Consider the following 20,277-nt stretch of genomic DNA (forward strand, 5'->3'; position numbering starts at 1 on the left):
TAGCAATACAAAGCGTTTTTGAGATAGTTGAGGCTTTTGAAAAAACAAATATAGAGCCCCATGATCCACAAACTATAAAACTTTAATCACAAAAATTAAGTAATGCGGTTTTGAAAACAACGAAATTTGCTCCACTAATTAGGAAAATTCTAATGGCATTATCCAGCTTTACAATAAAAGCCGTAAAAGTACTGAGGATAATATTACATTTAGTTTGCAGATAAATCTATTTGGAAACAGTGTTATCAAGGAGAAATGTATTGAAGACAGTGAGCTCCAAGAATCTTTTTCAACCTTGCCCGAAACGTGTATGAATATAATCACTTAAGAGAAGTTCAAATTCTTCAGCTATACGGTTTCCCCGCAAAGTTTTCACCTTCTGTCCTTCAATAAAAACAGGGGCTGCTGGACTTTCGCCCATTCCAGGTAATGAAATACCAATATCAGCATGTTTTGATTCTCCAGGTCCATTGACGATACACCCCATTACAGCAATCTTTAAACTTTCAACACCAGGATATTTTTCACGCCAGATGGGCATATTTTTGTACAAATCCGATTCAATTTTTTGCGCTAATTGTTGAAATACTGTCGAAGTTGTGCGACCACATCCAGGGCAAGCCGCAACAACAGGCAAAAATTGCCTCAACCCCATAACTTGTAAAAGTTCTTGTCCCACCTTCACTTCTCGTGTTCGATCTCCACCGGGTTCAGGGGTCAAGGAAATACGAATAGTATCGCCAATTCCTTGCTGTAACAAAATTCCCAAAGCCACAGAAGAAGCAACAATACCCTTTGTACCCATTCCTGCTTCTGTCAATCCTAAATGAAGCGCATAATCACAACGTTCTGCCAAATTGCTGTAAACAGTAATAAGATCTTGGACATCACTCACTTTAGCAGAAAGAATAATTTTATCACGTTCCAACCCTATCTCTTCAGCTAAAGCAGCAGAAAGCAGAGCCGACTGAACAACTGTTTCCCGCATAACTTCAGAAACAGATAAGGGATTTTCCTGCTTAGCATTTTCATCCATAAGCTTTGTCAACAACACATTATCAAGAGACCCCCAATTTACACCAATGCGAATAGCTTTACGATACCGACAAGCAATCTCAATAATTTGCGCAAACTGACGATCCTTTTTTGTGCCAAAACCGACATTACCAGGATTGATCCGATATTTTGCAAGCGCCTCAGCACATGCAGGATGTTCTGATAAAAGCTTATGACCAATATAATGAAAATCCCCCACCAATGGCACAAAAAAGCCTAATCTTTCCAACTGTTCACGTATTTTTGGCACAGCAGCAGCAGCTTCATCACGATCAACGGTAATCCGAACCAATTGGGAACCAGCTTTCCAAAGAGCAGCAATTTGTGCAACGGTTGCATTAACATCGGCGGTATCAGTATTGGTCATTGATTGCACAACTATTGGATTATCACCACCAACTATCACATCGCCAACCACAACACCAACAGATCGACGACGCTCAAAAGGTTTAGATAAAGAATATACTGTGCTCATCAAGTCCTCAAATTTTCAAAACCTAGCACCTATCGACCATTATTTATGTTAGCTTTCTCCATACCCTAAAGGATGAGAATTCCTCCAAACCGTCAATCTGATCACAGATGAGTTTCTCTCGAATAATTTCCACTTGCTAACCACTTATGTGATCTACTTCATATAATCCACCCCACGGAATCATTAGACAAATCTTGTCTTGAATCTCCCGTTCAAATTTACTCTTCTACACTTGGTTAACTCAAAAGGAAACTGAAATCAAACAAAGACGACACTGTATTTTATTGGTCGTCATATCAGCATCTTGAAAGACAATATTTCATACCACTGCAAATAATGCTTATCATAGTACAATTAAAATACTGAATAAAAAGTAATCCTTCATTTAAGCCTTTTTTATCTCATCGACAAATAGCGCCACAAATGCAACTTTTCAATTTTCAAACCGTTATAGCAAAGCCCCAAACACAATTCCATTTCTCATAAAACAATATATCACATGAAGGAGTCAACAAATGTGTCTATTTTCAACCAACGCCAAAAATGCTAAAATTAAAAAACGCATTGCACAACTAAAAAGTGAACTTGTCCCTGTAAGTCGTTGGCATTTTTATAACAATAGCTATGAAAACATCTCTGACATGCTTGACACATGGAAACAAAATGGTCTTCATGTGCTTTACCACCTCAATGAGCATGCCACAGAATTGAAGAAAAAAGTAAAAGAAAATCCTAAAAAAACCCTCGCATTAGCTGCAGGATTAGTTTTGGCTAGCTTCTTACTGACACGCAAAAATTGATAATACGATTAATTCCTTTAATGCCCGCTTTGAATCGGGCATTCTTCTATAGTTAAAAAACCACAACTTTAAAAAACGTGACAGAATACCGTAATCATCTCAATTTAAAACTTACTCCCCATAAAGGACGAGAATTTTATCCTTTTCCCCTAGCAATCTAATTACAGACTGATCTCTTTCGCGGTAGATTCTACGTGTTCACCACTGCTTATATAATTCGCTCATCGGATAAACTCTGCTCTGAATTTGCTATACAACTGTACACCTCTATACTTTAGTCGATGTAAAAGAAAATTAAAAATAGACAAAAACGAGACTATTAAGTTTCATTATGTACGAATGTTTCTTATACTCCCCATCTTGAAGGATATTGTTTTATAGCACTAAAAATAAAAATTTAAAGAGATGTATCATAACAAACCAAATGAAATCTTCCAAAGTGAATGCCCACTTGCTATAAGAAAACGGTATAAAAATAAAAGTCAAAAAACCCAAAATTTTATCCTCCAGAAGAAACACGCTGCGAAGTATCTACGTACGTAACCACAGACATACCAGGAATAAGCTTTTCAGCCCCTTCCTGACCAGGATCTAATGCAATACGCACTGAAATACGTTGCGCAATTTTAATAAAGTTACCAATTGTAGTATCTGTTTTTAAAAGTGAAAATTCCGAACCTGTCGCAGGTGCGAAACGGACCACCCGCCCTGTTAACTTTTTATTGTTCAATGCATCAACAGAAAAGATAACCGGTTGGCCAATACGCATCTGAGAAAGTTGCGTTTCCTTATAATTAGCAATAATCCAAATCTCATCAGAAATGACCGATACCAATTGCGCACCAGGCAAAACATATTGTCCTACCCGCGCGCCAACCAGCCCGATATATCCCGTTTTAGGAGATAAAATCTTAGTGTGACCAAGATTAAGCTTAGCTAATTCAACACCAACCTTCGCACTTGCAACCTCTGATTGTAAACTTTGCCGTTCAAGATCCAATTGTTTTTGTAATTGACGTTTTGTTTCAAGCGCCGCCAATAATTGCGAAAGAGGACGCGAAACAGAACTGGAAGCATCATTAAAGCCTAGTTTCTTGTTTTCAGGAAGAATATTGGAAAATGCTCGCGAACGTGCCAATTCAGCTTCCGCTGCATTAACTTCTCCCTGTAAAATCTGAGCCTGCAACATAATACTTGCAAGTTTTGCATTTTTTGAATCTAAAACAGCTTGTGCTCGTGCAAGCTGTTGGCGAAAGAGAGCATCATCGAGTTCAAATAACAGCATACCCTTTTCAACTCTTTGATAATCTTGCACATAAATTCGTGCAATCACCCCCGAGATCTGTGAACTTACCAGAGTAACATCGCCCTTAATTGAAGCATTGTCGGTTATTTGAATTGTACTGACAAAAGGAGGAAGCCTCCAAGCCCATAAAATTAGCAAAATACCAGTAATGCCTGAGAAGAATGCAATAAGTGTTGCTTTTGACCGTAATGCCTTTATCATTTTTTGCATCCCTCTTCACTGTCATTATACTGTTTTTCGAATAAACGAAAAAAACACAACTTTATAAATATTTTGACAAGAAAAATAGCAAATACAACTATTGCAATATAAAAATAAAGCCGAAAAACATCATCATAAGCAAAAATATTTGCTGTTAACTTAAACTCTTCAATCAATTTAGACGTACCTTGCTCTCCCCCCAAAAACTGAGGAATAGTAGTACCATAAGAAGGAGAAAATAAGGTATTCACCTCGCCTGAAATAAGAGGATCTGTAACAATAATATTTTGTGTTAAAGATTCAAAATTCTTATGAGCGAAAAAAAACTGCAAACTGCCAAAAAAAGCTGCTCCCATTAATCCGCCGCTCACTTGCGTGAGCAAAAAGACAGCAATAAAACTTAAAACGTAACGCGGTCCTCGCGCACCAGATATCACAAACCCCTTGCAAAGAGCAGGAGGTAAAAAAAGTGCATAACTAAAACTAACCAACCCTTGACTCAACATCATATCTTGGGGAAGCGTCAAGTGGTTTACGTGACTATCTAAATAAGCCCCAAGTGCCAAACACCCCAAAGATAAAAGATAAAAATAATCCTCACGCCCAACCCGTAAAAAAAAGACACAAACCGCGCCCCCTAAAAGAGTACCTAATATAATCGCAAGATACATAGGTGCCATCTCACGATTTAATAGACCAAAAAGATTAAAGAAACCCACCGCTAAAGTTGATCGTTCTAATAAGAAAACATGAAAGACCAATAAAATGAGAACAGATTGCACCATTTCTTTACTGAAAAGCCAGCGTAAATCAATCAACGGGTTTTCTCTATTAAGTTCAATAATAATCGCAATAACCAAAGAAAAAACAGCAAGTGCAAGCGCCCAACCAATCCAAGCTGCTTCATACCACCAATACAATATACCAACAGACATAATTACTGCATTGAGTCCAAGACCAAGAGCAATTAAACTATAACTCACCCAATCTAACTTTTGAATGACCTTATTGCGTACCACCGGGGTCAGTGGAAGAGCATAGATACATCCTAAACTGGCGAGAACCAACCCCATTTCCATCGCTGAAAGACTCGAAAAACCACCATTTTCCAACAAATCAGGAGAAAATAAACGCGATAAGGGCGCAGCTAAAGCAGCATTCATATAATTCAAACTAAGACCAATAGTAAATTTCTTTGCTGGTGCAAAAGCTTCCATCATATAAAGAAGCGCAAGTGAAGCCAAAGGTGCCGCAGCAATACCAGCAAAAAACCGAATAATTAGTGCAGAACGCAAATCTGTCACAAAGAGCTGCAAAACACAAACCAAAACGAAACCAAGAATTGATAACTCAGCAAAAGCACGAAGCCCAAACTGGTATCGAATTTTGATTAACATGATTGCAACGCTTACATTTGGTGCCATATAGGCCGCAACCAACCATGTTGTTTCGGTCAGAGTTGCGTGAAAGTCTCCGGTAAGGTGGACAATGTTAGACTGAACAACATTTGCCCCTAAACCATAAGCCCACTGCAAAATAAAAGAGGCAAAAATATAAACAAAACACTTTGGTAAAGGACCTGCAAAGACAGTACCAGGATGGGGAAAAGGTTTCCCTCCTCTCTTAGCAGACATAACCGTACTCCTTTTGCCGCTCATGTCGCTCTTTCCCGTATACCCCTTTACACCTCTATATCCCCAACACCAGCAGTTGTCAGTTGATGAAAAAACTCTTTGACCTTATGTTTTTTGGCATCACTTACCCCTCCTTCTAAAGCTGCTCGAAACTGCAAAATCTTCTGTTCCAATACATCAAAAGAAAGATGCTCAACAGCAACAACACTCTCCACCAGAAGAGAGCAGCACGAAAAAGTAATATTAGCAACCCCTCCGCAAACAGCGAACAGTTTTTCCCCTGAAGATGTACGAACATGAACACTCCCCAACACAATATTTGCTACCAAAGGCGCATGATAAGCCATCACTGTCAAAGCACCTGACGCTGAAGGAAGAACTACAGACAGCACCTGCTCTGAAAACACAATTTTCTCAGGCGACACAAGCTCAAACAAAAAATGCTCTTCTTTATTGCGTTCCACAAAAATCTCCACGAAGCTCGATATAGGACACTCTATTCTCTTTACAAAAAAGATTCACTATAGATTCTTATGAAGAAGCCTCTGCAATGAGACGTTTTCCTTTTTCAATAGCTTCATCAATCGAACCAACCATATAAAAAGCTGCTTCTGGTAAATCATCATAATCACCAGCACAAAGACCTTTAAAGCCTTTGATTGTTTCTTCTAAAGGCACCAGCTTGCCGGGCGAACCTGTAAAAGCTTCAGCCACATGGAAAGGTTGCGAAAGGAAACGTTCAATTTTACGTGCCCGCCCCACCAACAACTTATCATCTTCAGAAAGTTCATCCATTCCAAGAATAGCAATAATATCCTGTAACGCCCTATAGCGTTGCAAAATGGTTTGCACTTGACAAGCAACATTATAATGCTCTTCACCAACAATCAATGGATCCAACATGCGTGAGAAAGAATCAAGCGGATCAACCGCCGGATAAATTCCCTTTTCTGCAATCGAACGCGAAAGAACCGTTGTCGCATCCAAATGGGCAAACGATGTCGCAGGTGCCGGGTCTGTTAAGTCATCAGCCGGAACATAAATAGCCTGAACAGACGTAATAGAACCTGTTTTTGTGCTGGTAATACGCTCTTGCAAAGCACCCATATCCGTTGCCAGAGTTGGCTGATAACCCACAGCAGAAGGAATACGCCCTAGAAGAGCTGACACTTCAGCGCCTGCTTGGGTAAAACGGAAAATATTATCCACGAAGAAAAGAACATCTTGACCTTCATCACGAAAACTTTCCGCAATTGTCAACCCTGAAAGAGCTACCCTTGCACGCGCTCCTGGTGGCTCATTCATTTGTCCATAAACGAGTGCACATTTTGATCCTTCCGTTGAACCATTATTATCTTTTGGATTTACATTCACACGGCTTTCGATCATTTCATAATAAAGATCATTTCCCTCACGTGTACGTTCTCCAACACCAGCAAATACCGAATATCCACCATGAGCTTTTGCAATATTATTGATAAGCTCCATAATAAGAACAGTCTTACCAACCCCAGCTCCACCAAACAAACCAATTTTACCACCTTTAGAATAAGGTGCTAACAAATCAACGACTTTAATACCAGTGACAAGAATTTCTGACACTGTTGATTGTTCTATATATTCAGGAGCGTTTTGGTGAATAGAGCGCGTTTTGGTTGTTGCAATTGGACCCACATTATCAACTGGCTCTCCAATCACATTCATAATACGACCAAGTGTCGCTTCTCCAACAGGCACACTAATCTGTGTTCCTGTATCAAAAACTTTTTGCCCACGGACAAGACCATCAGTGGTATCCATGGCAATTGTACGCACAGTATTTTCACCCAAATGCTGTGCAACTTCCAAAACCAGCCGATTACCTAAATTCTCCGTTTCCAATGCATTAAGAATATTCGGCAACGCACCTTCAAATTGCACATCGACGACAGCACCAATAACTTGTTTGATTTCACCAACAGCCCCTTTTTCACGTAGACCTACAGGACTTCCATGCACATCTTTTTGAGGAGAAGTACGTACAGAACCAGAAGAATCTTTTAAACTAGTCTGAGACTTTGAAGCGGCTTTTTTTATGCCTGAACGAGTAGCCGGTTTCTTTTTCTCAACTTTTGCTGCTTCCTTACTTGATGTCACTGCTTTTACCATCAATCTTTACCTTTTCAATTTAAAGCGCTTCAGCACCCGCAATAATTTCGATCAATTCCGTAGTGATCTGTGCCTGACGTTGTCGATTATAAGCCACTGTCAATTTATTAATCATTTCACCCGCATTACGCGATGCATTATCCATAGCAGTCATCTTCGCTCCCATTTCACCAGCAATATTTTCAAGCAAAGCCTGAAAGATTTGCACCGAAAGATTGCGTGGCACAAGCGCATCTAAAAGAGAAGCAGCATCGGGCTCATAATCATAAACAATCGATTGCAGAGCTTCGCTTTTATCTGCTTTTTTAATAACCTCTATTGTCTCAACAGATCTTTTTGCAGAAACCATAGGGATCAAGCTAAAAACCGTCGGGCGCTGATTAATCACTGAAACAAATTCAGAATAAAACAATGTACACACATCAAAAGCCCCATCATTGAATAAATCAACAATCCGTTGGCTAATCAACGCTGCCTCTGCAAAACTAATTCGCTTTACAGAATGCAAATCAATATGATCAATCATTAAAGCTTTATAATCACGCGATAAAATATCTGCTCCCTTTTTGCCCACAGTCAAAATTTTAACAATTTTACCGGCAGCACGCAGTCTCTTAATTTGTTCGCGCGCACAACGAGCAATCTGCACATTAAAAGCACCACACAACCCACGCTCAGCAGTACACACCACTAAAAGATGTACATCATCACGTCCAGTGCCGCGCATAAGAGAAGGCGCATCAATGCCATCAACATCAGCAGCAACACTCTCCAAAATAGTAGCCATCCGCTGCGCATAAGGACGTGCAGATTCAGCCGCCTCTTGTGCACGATGCAACCTCGCCGCTGCAACCATCTGCATGGCTTTGGTAATCTTCTGTGTTGCCTTAACCGAGGCGATACGGTCTCTAAGATCTTTCAACGAAGCCATTCAAGCATTCCATCAATCATCATGAAAAATTCTTCGCATAAGACTTAAGAACAGTAAGCAACTTATCCTTAAGCTCATCAGTTATCTGTTTTTGGTCAGCAATTGCCTTTAAAAGATTTTGGTGATCACTGCGCAAAAGTGTCAAAAGTCCCTGTTCAAACCGTGCAACATCAGAAACAGCCAAAGAATCAAGATAACCATTAACACCCGCAAAAATGACAACAACTTGTTCTTCTGTTTTCAAAGGTGAAAATTGCGGCTGCTTCAAAAGCTCTGTCAAACGTGCACCACGATTTAAAAGACGCTGCGTTGAAGCATCCAAATCAGAACCAAATTGTGCAAAAGCAGCCATTTCACGATATTGTGCTAATTCACCTTTGATTGAACCAGCAACTTGCTTCATCGCCTTAATTTGCGCAGCAGAACCAACACGTGACACAGAAAGACCAACATTCACAGCAGGACGAATTCCTTGATAAAACAAATTAGTTTCCAAAAAAATTTGCCCATCGGTAATCGAAATCACGTTTGTAGGAATATAAGCAGAAACGTCATTTGCTTGTGTTTCAATGACTGGCAAAGCTGTCAAAGATCCGGAACCATTTTCAGCATTCAACTTTGCAGCCCGCTCTAGAAGACGCGAATGAAGATAGAAAACATCACCGGGATAAGCTTCACGACCAGGCGGACGGCGAAGCAAAAGAGACATTTGGCGATAAGCAACTGCTTGTTTTGAAAGATCATCATAACCAATCAAAGCATGTTGACCATTGTCACGGAAATATTCCCCCATCGCACATCCGGCAAGAGGTGCAATAAATTGCAATGGAGCAGGATCAGAAGCAGTAGCTGCAACGATAATGCAATATTCAAGGGCTCCACGCTCTTCTAAAACTTTCACAAATTGTGCAACCGTTGAACGTTTTTGACCAATAGCAACATAAATACAATACACTTTGTCCTGTTCGCGCCCAGCTTCTTTTTCGTGAAACGGCTTCTGGTTTAAAAATGTATCGAGCAAAATTGCTGTTTTCCCTGTTTGACGATCCCCGATTACCAACTCGCGTTGTCCACGTCCAATAGGAATGAGTGCATCAATAGCTTTCAATCCGGTCGACATTGGCTCATGCACAGATTGACGTGGAATAATTCCTGGAGCCTTAACATCAACACGACGACGTTCTGTAGCTTTAAGAGGTCCTTTCCCATCTATAGGATTTCCCAGTGCATCGACAACACGTCCAAGAAGGGCTGGCCCCACAGGAACATCTACAATAGTGCCTAACCGCTTAACACAATCACCTTCACGAATATCACGATCTGACCCAAAAATCACCACCCCGACATTATCGATTTCCAGGTTCAAAGCCATACCACGGACACCATTTGAAAAGGAAACCATTTCACCTGCTTGGACATTATCCAAACCATAAACACGGGCAATACCATCACCCACAGATAAAACCCAACCAATTTCTGAAACCTCAGCCTTTTGGTCAAAGTTTTTGATTTGCTCTTTTAGAATTTTTGAAATTTCAGATGGTCTAATATCCATCAGCTGACCTCTTTTTTCAATGCAAGCTTAAGCGAAGACAATTTTGTTACAAGAGACGTATCAATTTGAGACGACCCCACACGAATAATCAACCCACCAAGAATAGTTGGATCAATAAGGATGTGTAGCAAAATTTTACCTCCAACGACACCTTCCAAAGCCACACGCAACTCTTTTTCTTGATGAGAACTCAACGGACGAGCAGAAACAATCTGCACCGAAGTTTCTCTACGAGAAAGAGCAACACGACGCTGAAAAGCATATAAAATACCAGACAAGGCACAAAGCCGACGGTTCATTACGATAATGTGCAAAAAATGGCCAATAATCTGACCAGCGCCTTCATCAGCAAATCCGATGCTTTCACAAACAGAACGCATCACTTTAGCCTGCTCTTTTACTGAAAAGAATGGACTATGTATAAAGCGTTTCAAGTCTTCATTTTGATCCAAAACAAGCAAAAAAGATGCTATTGCCTTTTCAACCTTTTCAACAACCCCTATTTCTTGAACGAAATCAAAAAGCGCTTGCGCATAGCGTTGATCTACCAATGGCAGCGGTATAAGAGAAAATGAATCCGACACGAAATACCGCCTCTTTCCCTTGAGCAACTCTCTGATATTTATCAGATGAAATAAAACAGATACTCTGAATTTTAAGAATTCCCTTCTTAAAACCCAGAACAAAAAGCTTTTCAGTTTTTAGCATAGACACAACCGACTCGCAACACTCCAAATCGATGCTTTCTGAAAAATTTAACTAAAATATTCAAAATATTTTTAAAAAGAATTTTTCATAATATGGAGGTCACCACTACAGTTTGTCTGTCCTTCTTTTTGACATCCTCTGATAGATTTTTCAAGTAACTTTTTTAGCTCCATAGACGATGTGAAGCAGAAATAAACGACTTTTTTAATAATATTATTAAATCCTTTTCTACCAAAAGAATTTCCACTACCGAAAAATATGTTATCTCAAACTTATAGACAAGTAATAATAACAGAGTTTACTCTTAAAAAGAAGAAAACTGATGTTTTTGCATAAAATTATTCCTTCTTGTAATAGAACATTTTAAAAGCAAATAAACCTCCACATTATGCCGCTTTATTTTTAGAGAAAACTTTGTGGATCAATATCAATTTGAACCCGAACCGAAGAAGGCATTTTTGGCACACTTGCAAGCATCGTACGAATAAACCCTTGCATATCAAAAGAACGTTGTCCCTGTAGCAAAAGCCGAAAACGATAACGCCCCCGCACAAGAGCTAGCGGTGCCTCCGCAGGCCCCATTACCGAGACATTCTTCTCCCGTGGTGCCATTTGGCGTAACATACGTGCATAATATTCCGCAATTTGACGTTTTTCTGAAGATACAATCAAAGAAGCAAGACGCCCATACGGTGGGAGATGATAATGCTGACGCATTGCAATCTCATGCCTATAAAAATCCTCACGTTGTCGCGAAAGCAAAGCCTGTAACACTGGATGATCGGGTTGATAGGTTTGCAATAACCCTAAACTCTCTAAGCCCATACGCCCAGCTCTCCCTGTAACCTGAGACAAAAGCTGAAAAGTGCGTTCAGCCGCACGCAAATCGCCATTAGCAAGACCAAGATCAGCATCAATTACCCCAACAAGTGAAAGCCCGGGAAAATGATGTCCCTTAGCAACGAGCTGCGTCCCAATAATAACGTCCACATCCCCTTTCGCAATCGCTTCCAATTCACGACGCAATTGACTAATCCCACCTTTTAGATCAGTTGACAGAATCAATAACCGCGCCTGTGGAAAAAGCATCTGTGTTTCCTCAGCAATTCTTTCCACACCTGGTCCACAAGCCACGAGATGATCTAAAGTCCCACATTCAGGGCACGCTTCCGGCAGCAACTGATGATATCCACAATGATGGCATTTAAGCTGTCCTTGCGCGCGATGTTCCACCAACCAACTCGAACAATCCGTACAATGAAAACGATGACCACAAATCCGACATAAAATTAAAGGCGCATAACCACGGCGATTAAGAAAAAGGAGTGCCTGTTCACCCTTATCGAGCGTTTGTTTTAAAGCCCCCTCAAGAGCAGAGGAAATAAAACGTCCTTTTTGTACACCTCCTTTACGCATATCAACCACCCGCAACTGTGGAAGCGCAGCCGCTTTAAAACGCGATGGCAAATTTACCCGTTGATAACGTCCCCACAAAACATTTGCCTGACTTTCAATAGAAGGTGTTGCAGAAGATAAAATAACAGGAAAATGCTCAAAAGAACCTCGTGCAACCGCCATATCACGCGCATGATAAAAAATGCGATCTTCTTGTTTATAAGCACCATCATGTTCTTCATCAACAACAATCAATCCAAGCTCATGAAAAGGGAGAAAAAGTGCCGAACGTGCTCCAGCCACAACGCGCACTCGCCCTTCTGCAACTTGCCGCCATACACGTTCTCGACGACGCGGTGCTAAATCGGAATGCCATTCCGCCGCTGCTGCTCCAAAACGTGCGTGAAAGCGATCTAAGAATTGTTGTGTTAAAGCAATTTCTGGCAACAAAATCAAAACCTGCTTACCATCTGTAAGTGCTTGAGAAACCGCCTCAAAATAAACTTCCGTTTTCCCTGATCCAGTTACACCATCAAGCAAAAAAACTTGAAACTGAGAAGACAAAACACATTCTCGCAAAAGTTGTGCTACTTTACTCTGCGCTCCCTCCAGCTTAGGAGGACAAAAATCAGGTTTGGGCATCCCCACAAGTGCAGGTGGCGGCACCATAATTTCTTCAAAAATTCCAAGCGATTTTAACCCTTCAACAACAGAAACAGAAGTTCCTGCCGCATGCGCAAGACCAGAACGTGTCCAAACCGTACCATCACGCACCAACTCCAAAATCCGTGATCGCGCTGGTGTTAAACGCCCCACATTCCCCCCACAATATCGCAAGCCTGCTAGTTGCGCTTCTGGCTCTAAAGCACCTGGCACACATAAAACCAATCGTGCAACAAGACCAAAAGGAGTCATCGTATACCGGCTAACAAAACGCAAAAATGCGATCATTTCCTTCTTTAACGGCGGACAATCAAAAACATGAAGCAGAAAGTGCAATTTTTTACCCACCACAGGTGCAGAATTTTGTCCATCTTTTGCTAACTGCTCGCCAACATCCACCACAAAGCCACAAACTTGACGCCCCATTACTGGAACACGAACAAAAGAACCAACCTCACACTTCATAGAAGATGGAACCTCATAACTATAAGCATGAGCAACAGGAAGAGGCACCAAAATAGAAACAATCTTTCTCTCTGTTACATCCTTTGTCATATTTGACTTCATCTTTTGTCCTAAATTTTATACGAACCTTTTACACTAACAACGTCTCTACAACCTATCTTTTGATATCTTTGCAAAAAATCCTTTACCTGATTTATTATTCCAGCCCCATCAATAATCCCTTACCCATGGATCAACCCATCATTAAACTACAAAAAAGAGTCATGTCTTCCCCCCATAATAGATAAAATCCAATAACGATAAACTTGCACAGCAAAAAGAAATATCTAAATGGAAATAATTCTTCTCTCCATTACATTTTTCGTTATCTTCTATGCCAACTTTTATACCAATAATGCTCTCGCATTTAGTATTCTTGCAACTTCCCTGTTGACACTAATGTAGAAAACCATTTACATGATTTATTATTTTACCCCTATTGAAAATATCTTTTTCACAATAAGCGTTCTCGTGCCCCTCGTCATTGGAAAACAAACAAAAGAACCAACTTTATCTTCTATAAAAATGAAGCTCTATAACTCCAAGCATGTAATAAGAACACCCTAAGTGTTAGAATAAAACATACCTCCTTCTCACATTTCACTTTCTTCCAACTCCTAACGTCTCGTCTTCTTCCCAATTTATCTCTCAGCGCACCATATAAGAGTATGATCCTCCCTCTTGCTTTTGCTGCAAACAATAGCGCATAACAAAAAACAGAACGGAATTTCAGAGGCTTTAAATAAAAAAACTAAAAACCAAGGAGATAAAATATGAAATTTTTTGTGGATAGCGCTAATATTGAAGAAATCCAAGAATTACAAAATTTAAGCCTCGTTGATGGTGTCACAACCAATCCCTCACTTATTTTAAAATCAGGGCGCAATATTCTTGAAGTTATAAAAGAGATTTGCACTCTCGTCAGCGGACCTATTTCTGTTGAAGTTGCAGCAACAGAATTTGAAAACATGATGAAAGAAGCAGCTGTTTTAGCAAAAATTGCCAACAATATTTGTATCAAACTTCCTTTAACAGCTGATGGATTGAAAGCCTGTAAAGCTCTAACAACAGAAGGATTAAAAACAAATCTCACGCTTTGTTTTTCTGCTAATCAAGCTTTATTAGCCGCCAAAGCAGGTGCAACATTCATTTCACCATTTGTTGGCAGAATAGATGATTGCGGAATAGATGGTAGTGCTCTACTTCATGAAATTCGCACAATTTATGACAACTACAGCTTTGAAACACAAATTTTAGCAGCTTCAATCCGTACTGTTAATCATGTCAAAGAAGCAGCATTAAGCGGTGCAGATGTTGCAACTGTCCCACCAGCAATCTTAAAAACACTGGTCAAACACCCTTTAACCGATAAAGGCTTGCAAATTTTCCTAGAAGATTGGAAAAAAACGGGACAAAATATCGCTCAATGATTTGAAAGATCTTTTGAAAGTAGCAACAAAATCTCTTCGGCTAATTCTTCAGCCACACGTTTTTGCGCATCTTCCTCTGCTTGCAAAGTTGCATATTCTTGGCGGAGCCGCTCAAAAGATACGCTCATGCTTACCGTACTTTCAGCAATAAGAACATTTTTCATATCTTGCAAGACATAGGAAACTTTACCCATCACGGTTCCAACGGAAGGTCGCCCTTCTTTTTTCCTATCGCGATCCACTTCTATCTGTACAGAATTTCGTGTAAACACGGATGTTTCTAATGCCAATTGATAAACCGGAGTAGAAGGTTTGCGCCCATTTTCATAAAGGAGAAACAGCAAACGATTGCGTACCATTTGACCAAAACGATCTGACGGTTCTGCCACAACAATAGAAGCTAGTTTTTGGGACAGACTCAAAGATTTTGGTTGTGGAGATAAATCATCAAAAACAGAATCCACAGAATTTATTGTTGTCGAAATCTGCGATACCTGATGATAAAGTGGTTCAATTGTGCACCCACACAAAAGCGTAAAAAAAACAGCTAAATCTGCAAAAATAAATCTTCTAAACAACGACATTCACAATCCTTTTTGGAACAATAATCATTTTTTTTACTGATTTTTTAACAAGATGTTCCTTTACAAAGTCAAGAGCCAAAACAGCTTCTTCAATCATCGCTTCACTAGCCGTTGCTGCGACAGTCACCTCACCGCGCTTTTTACCATTAATCTGTACCGGCAAAGTATAGCATTCTTCAACAATTAATGCAGGGTCATAAACAGGCCAAGAAAGCTCAGACATTAAAGTTTTTTCCCCTAAAGCAGCATGGCATTCTTCTGCTAAATGAGGCATAATAGGTGAAATAAGTGCGAGGAAAAAATCCAATGCTTGACGCAAAGCCGCCTTCATTTCATCGTCAACACTTTCCACCTTATTTAACAAAGGTGCCATAATATTTAAGAATTCATAAAGACGTGCAATTGCGCGATTAAAAGCAAATTTCTCAAAATCATCTTCCACAGCACAAAGCGTTCGATGCGCTATCTTTGAAAGTTCCAAAGCAGCACCCTGACGTCCAGCACAGGGCGCAACCTCCCTTAAAACTAGAGCACTCAAAGCCACACAGCGCCAAACACGCTGCACAAAACGATGCGCCCCTTCAACACCAGATTCTGTCCAGATAACATCCCGTTCAGGAGGAGAATCGGATAACACAAACCAACGTACGGTATCAGCTCCATAGGATGCGATAATATCGTCAGGATCAATGACATTTTTTTTTGATTTAGACATTTTTTCGATCAAACCAATTGTCACTTCGCTTTGATCGGTTAATTTATAAGCCCGACGTTTTCCGTCTTTTTCAACAATCGAAATTTCTTCTGGCGAAACCCATCCCTGATCATCCCGATACGTTTCATGTACCACCATCCCTTGGGTAAAAAGTCCCTTAAATGGCTCATCCACAGTCACATAACCTATCAATTTCATGGCACGCATAAAAAAACGCGCATAGAGAAGATGTAAAACTGCATGCTCAATTCCACCAATATATTGTTGCACAGGTAACCATTCAGTTGTCGCGTGTTTGTCGACTGGTTCTTGTGCAAAAGGCGCGATAAAACGCGCATAATACCAAGAAGAATCAACAAATGTATCCATGGTATCGGTTTCACGTCGCGCTTGCTGCCCACAAACAGGACAAGTAACCGTTTGCCATATTTTATGACGATCAAGAGGATTTCCCGGTAGATCAAAGGTCACATCATCAGGTAATACTACGGGTAAATCAGTACGTGGCACCGGTACCACCCCACAAGAGGTGCAATGGATCATTGGAATTGGGCATCCCCAATAACGCTGACGCGAAATTCCCCAATCACGCAATCGAAATTGCACCGTTTTTTGCCCTTGAGGCTCACCATTTAGCATTTGCCCCTCAAGCCTTTTAGCTACTTCTTCAAAAGCTTGTTGTGGTGTTAAACCATCTAAAAAACCAGAATTGATCATCACGCCATCACCAGTATAAGCCGTTTCCCCAATCACAAAATTTTCTTTCTTAATCTCTTTTGGCAAAACCACCGGCTGAATGGGGAGATTATATTTATGAGCAAAGTCCAAATCTCTCTGATCATGAGCAGGACAACCAAAAACAGCTCCTGTTCCATAATCCATGAGTACAAAATTGGCGATATAAACAGGGATATGCACCGCTGGATCAAGAGGATGGACAGCCAAAAGCGATGTGCGAAAACCTCGTTTTTCAGCAGTTTCAAGTGCTACAGTTGTCGTTCCACCACATCGACACTCTTCAATAAAAGTACTAAGCGCTTTGTCTTTTTGCGCGAGAACTTGCGCAATAGGATGATCAACAGACAGCGCCAAAAAAGAAGCGCCAAAAAGTGTGTCAGGTCGTGTTGAATAACAGACAACTTCGTTCAATCCCTCACAAACCTTATCAGCAGATTCTATTGACTGTAAAGACCAACGAATTAATAAGCCTTGTGACTTACCAATCCAGTTTTTTTGCATAGTGCGAACTTTTTCCGGCCAATGCTGAAGTTTTTCAAGCCCTGTCAAAAGATCTTCACTAAAATTACTAATTTTGAAAAACCACTGCGTCAATTCACGCTGTTCAACCAACGCGCCAGAACGCCATCCTCGCCCGTCAATAACCTGTTCATTTGCCAACACAGTGTGATCAACGGGATCCCAATTTACTTTAGCCACTTTGCGCGTTACTAATCCCTTTTGATAGAGATCAAGAAACAACATTTGTTGTCGATGATAATAATCCACATCACAAGTCGCAAATTCCCGTGCCCAATCTAATGAAAGCCCTAACTGCTTTAATTGCCTGCGCATTACCGCAATATTCTCATAGGTCCAAGTCTTGGGATGTAATTTATTTTGCATGGCAGCATTTTCAGCCGGCATACCAAAAGCATCCCACCCCATAGGATGAAGCACATTAAACCCTTTTGCACGTTTATAACGTGCAACAACGTCTCCCATTGCATAATTACGCACATGCCCCATGTGAATACGCCCAGAAGGATAAGGAAACATCTCTAAAACATAATATTTTTCACGCTGATCTTCTTGAACGATCTGAAAAATTTTCCTTTCATCCCAAATCGCTTGCCATTTTTGTTCGTGGACACGGGGATTATAACGTTCCTCTAAATTACAATGTTCAATCGTCATTTCTATTATACTCTTTATAAAATTGAACTAAAAAACTTGTGTTATGCTTGACCATGGATTAACCCCTTCGTCAACATTTTCAATAAATATTTCACTAAGTATTTTTTAAAGCTCTTATAATTAATAACTTAATCGCTAATAAAAATAGAAAGTAAGAAAAGATGAGCACCTACACTACCCCCCATGCTCCTTGCGTTGAAACGTGGAAAAATCTACAAAAAAACATTATTGAAACATGTAAAGACTATCATCGCTCCGTGGAAGAAGTCCAACTTATTGCTGTTTCAAAAACTGTATCTGCAGACAGGATACTCCCCCTTTTGGAAGCAGGACAGCGCCTTTTCGCGGAAAACCGTGTGCAAGAAGCTACTGAAAAATGGCCTTGCTTACGTCAACGATTTGAAAATATTGAACTTCATCTCATCGGTCCCCTACAGTCGAATAAAACAGCAGAAGCTGTTAAAATTTTTGATATCATTCAAACTGTCGACCGCGAAAAAATAGCCAAAAGCTTAGCCAAAGAAATGCAAAAACAAAAAAGATTTCTCCCCTGCTATGTTCAAGTCAATATTGGCTTAGAACCGCAAAAAAGTGGTATTGCACCGCAAGAAGTGGTCCCTTTTGTCACCCAGTGCAAAAATTATTACGGACTTGATATTACTGGTCTTATGGCGATCCCACCTGTACAGGAAAATCCCGGCCCTTATTTTGCACTCCTAGCAAAACTAGCAAAAAAAGCTGGTCTTCCAAAACTTTCTATGGGAATGTCTAACGATTTCAAAATTGCTCTTCAATTTGGCTCTAATGTTCTACGTATTGGCTCTGCTTTATTTGGACAACGCCCCATCTGAACTTATTTCACTGAAATGTACCACAAAAAAGAACTCATTATTAAGAATGAGAAAAATTAGTTATATACTAATGAAAAAAGTACTGCAAAATAAATAATCGCCCCCAAATACCCAGCACAGTTATTACAATGACTCACTTAAAAAACTGAGAATTATATTAACTTCTTCAATCTACGTAAACAATCCACCCCCTTGCCAAGTGCATAAAACAGGCAAGAAAAGGATTAAAACATAGGTGTAGATACGACGCCCTAAATTCTCGTGCAAGCCGATTGGCTTAATAAGCCCCTAAAGTGCTAAGAGCTGTACAAAATAGCATGGATAGCAATCATAAGGACAACAATAACATAGAACCTTTCCACACACTGAAAAAGGACAAGATACGGTTTAAAAGCGTCTGAAAAAAGGATTAACCAGTGCGTGCGCACAAAACAGTGGCAACAAAACTAAGTTCAATAACGGTATGAACAATTTTCTTGTGGTTTTTATACATCAAGAGAAAGATTCCAACTTTTTAGAATTACCTTTTTGATTTTATTATTTTGTTAAGAAAAAATAGTGATCAATATCTCATATTTTAACAGTATTGTGAATAAAATATTCCTTTATTACAATCTATATTTTGAAAATATGATAACATATCTATCATCTATTCAATATTATAAATATATTTTTTGATAATTAAAAAATTATGTTTGATGTTTATTTTGAAATATATGAAACAACTTCACTACATCATAATGATACGATTTTTACAAACAGCTAATAAGAGCAGAACTGAGTAAGAACTAAAATGGATAATTCAAGTGTATCTAATAATTCACACAGAGCAACAGCAATAGGTATCGGATTAGCAACACCTCCAGCACCAATACTTTAAAAGCAGCAGATGCAGTTATAGCAATAACCCATGAATCAGAGGAACTTTAGGTCTTTACAATACAGCTAAGGAGTACCATAAGTAAGTTCAAGAAGTATTATTTCTAATTTGTATAAAATAGCCAAGCAAACTATTTATGAAGTTAGTAGTATAACAAGCATACATTTGATAATATAGTAAAACAAATGCTGATATCTATGAATAAAAATATCTCAAAGAAAGCTATTTGGTTTATAAAATTTATAGTTTAGATTTTTTGGATATTTTTTATAAAATTTTTGAATTACTATTATAAATATCTGTATTTTGATTATTAATTATAATTATTTAATAATTAAAGTATTATAATACAATAATAAATTATATAGTTAATTTTATTGCAATTTTATATTAAATAAAAGTGCAATTTATTAATAATATTAATTATATATAACCATATTTTTGCTATTTTTATAAAAACATTTTTTACACATTGGAAATGTATATATAACAACAGCATTATTGTTAAGAATTATATTGTTTAGTTC

At 39.3% G+C, this 20,277-nt stretch carries 14 protein-coding genes; 3 read left to right on the forward strand and 11 right to left on the reverse strand.

Annotated features, from left to right (window positions below):
- Positions 1–289: 289 nt before the first annotated feature.
- Positions 290–1,531 carry a flavodoxin-dependent (E)-4-hydroxy-3-methylbut-2-enyl-diphosphate synthase gene (gene ispG / locus HWV54_RS03310; protein WP_005866738.1) on the reverse strand — a complete coding sequence of 414 codons (1,242 nt, stop codon included), beginning with the start codon at positions 1,529–1,531 and terminating at the stop codon, positions 290–292.
- A 515-nt stretch (positions 1,532–2,046) separates the two neighbouring features.
- Here ispG and HWV54_RS03315 point away from each other — a divergent pair.
- Positions 2,047–2,331: a hypothetical protein gene (locus tag HWV54_RS03315; protein WP_005866737.1), complete on the forward strand. Its 285-nt coding sequence runs from the start codon at positions 2,047–2,049 to the stop codon at positions 2,329–2,331.
- A 499-nt stretch (positions 2,332–2,830) separates the two neighbouring features.
- Here the strand turns inward: HWV54_RS03315 and HWV54_RS03320 are convergent, their stop codons facing one another.
- The 8 genes from HWV54_RS03320 to HWV54_RS03355 form a co-directional block, all read right to left on the reverse strand.
- Positions 2,831–3,838, reverse strand: a complete 1,008-nt coding sequence (locus tag HWV54_RS03320) for an HlyD family secretion protein (RefSeq protein ID WP_005866736.1) — start codon at positions 3,836–3,838, stop codon at positions 2,831–2,833.
- A complete protein-coding gene (locus HWV54_RS03325; protein ID WP_040296414.1) occupies positions 3,835–5,496 on the reverse strand; it encodes an MFS transporter in 1,662 nt (553 codons plus the stop codon). The genes HWV54_RS03320 and HWV54_RS03325 overlap by 4 nt, the downstream gene beginning before the upstream one ends.
- A 23-nt stretch (positions 5,497–5,519) precedes the next feature.
- Positions 5,520–5,936: a F0F1 ATP synthase subunit delta/epsilon gene (locus HWV54_RS03330; RefSeq protein ID WP_005866732.1), complete on the reverse strand. Its 417-nt coding sequence runs from the start codon at positions 5,934–5,936 to the stop codon at positions 5,520–5,522.
- Positions 5,937–6,003: 67 nt separating this feature from the next.
- Entirely contained in the window at positions 6,004–7,620 is a 1,617-nt protein-coding gene (atpD, locus tag HWV54_RS03335) for a F0F1 ATP synthase subunit beta (RefSeq protein WP_005866730.1), read from the reverse strand.
- Positions 7,621–7,639: 19 nt separating this feature from the next.
- A complete protein-coding gene (locus HWV54_RS03340) occupies positions 7,640–8,551 on the reverse strand; it encodes a F0F1 ATP synthase subunit gamma (RefSeq protein ID WP_005866728.1) in 912 nt (303 codons plus the stop codon).
- 19 nt (positions 8,552–8,570) lie between these two features.
- Positions 8,571–10,106: a F0F1 ATP synthase subunit alpha gene (gene atpA, locus HWV54_RS03345; protein ID WP_005866726.1), complete on the reverse strand. Its 1,536-nt coding sequence runs from the start codon at positions 10,104–10,106 to the stop codon at positions 8,571–8,573.
- Positions 10,106–10,690 carry an ATP synthase F1 subunit delta gene (gene atpH, locus HWV54_RS03350; RefSeq protein ID WP_005866724.1) on the reverse strand — a complete coding sequence of 195 codons (585 nt, stop codon included), beginning with the start codon at positions 10,688–10,690 and terminating at the stop codon, positions 10,106–10,108. The genes atpA and atpH overlap by 1 nt, the downstream gene beginning before the upstream one ends.
- 526 nt (positions 10,691–11,216) lie before the next feature.
- Positions 11,217–13,439: a primosomal protein N' gene (locus HWV54_RS03355; RefSeq protein ID WP_005866722.1), complete on the reverse strand. Its 2,223-nt coding sequence runs from the start codon at positions 13,437–13,439 to the stop codon at positions 11,217–11,219.
- A gap of 710 nt (positions 13,440–14,149) precedes the next feature.
- Between HWV54_RS03355 and fsa the strand changes: the two genes are divergently transcribed.
- The gene (gene fsa, locus HWV54_RS03360; protein WP_005866720.1) at positions 14,150–14,806 is read left to right on the forward strand and encodes a fructose-6-phosphate aldolase; all 657 of its coding nucleotides are present in this window, start codon (positions 14,150–14,152) and stop codon (positions 14,804–14,806) included.
- On the opposite strand, the gene lptE is transcribed toward fsa, so the two are convergent.
- Entirely contained in the window at positions 14,800–15,390 is a 591-nt protein-coding gene (lptE, locus tag HWV54_RS03365) for an LPS assembly lipoprotein LptE (RefSeq protein ID WP_005866718.1), read from the reverse strand. The two genes, fsa and lptE, sit on opposite strands and share 7 nt — an antisense overlap.
- The gene (gene leuS / locus HWV54_RS03370) at positions 15,377–18,019 is read right to left on the reverse strand and encodes a leucine--tRNA ligase (protein ID WP_005866717.1); all 2,643 of its coding nucleotides are present in this window, start codon (positions 18,017–18,019) and stop codon (positions 15,377–15,379) included. Before leuS ends, lptE begins: the two co-directional genes overlap by 14 nt.
- Positions 18,020–18,180: 161 nt before the next feature.
- Between leuS and HWV54_RS03375 the strand changes: the two genes are divergently transcribed.
- Complete coding sequence (locus HWV54_RS03375) at positions 18,181–18,870, forward strand: YggS family pyridoxal phosphate-dependent enzyme (RefSeq protein WP_005866715.1); 690 nt, start codon at positions 18,181–18,183, stop codon at positions 18,868–18,870.
- Positions 18,871–20,277 lie beyond the last annotated feature (1,407 nt).

The sequence above is a fragment of the Bartonella alsatica genome, from assembly GCF_013388295.1.
GTDB lineage: Bacteria > Pseudomonadota > Alphaproteobacteria > Rhizobiales > Rhizobiaceae > Bartonella > Bartonella alsatica.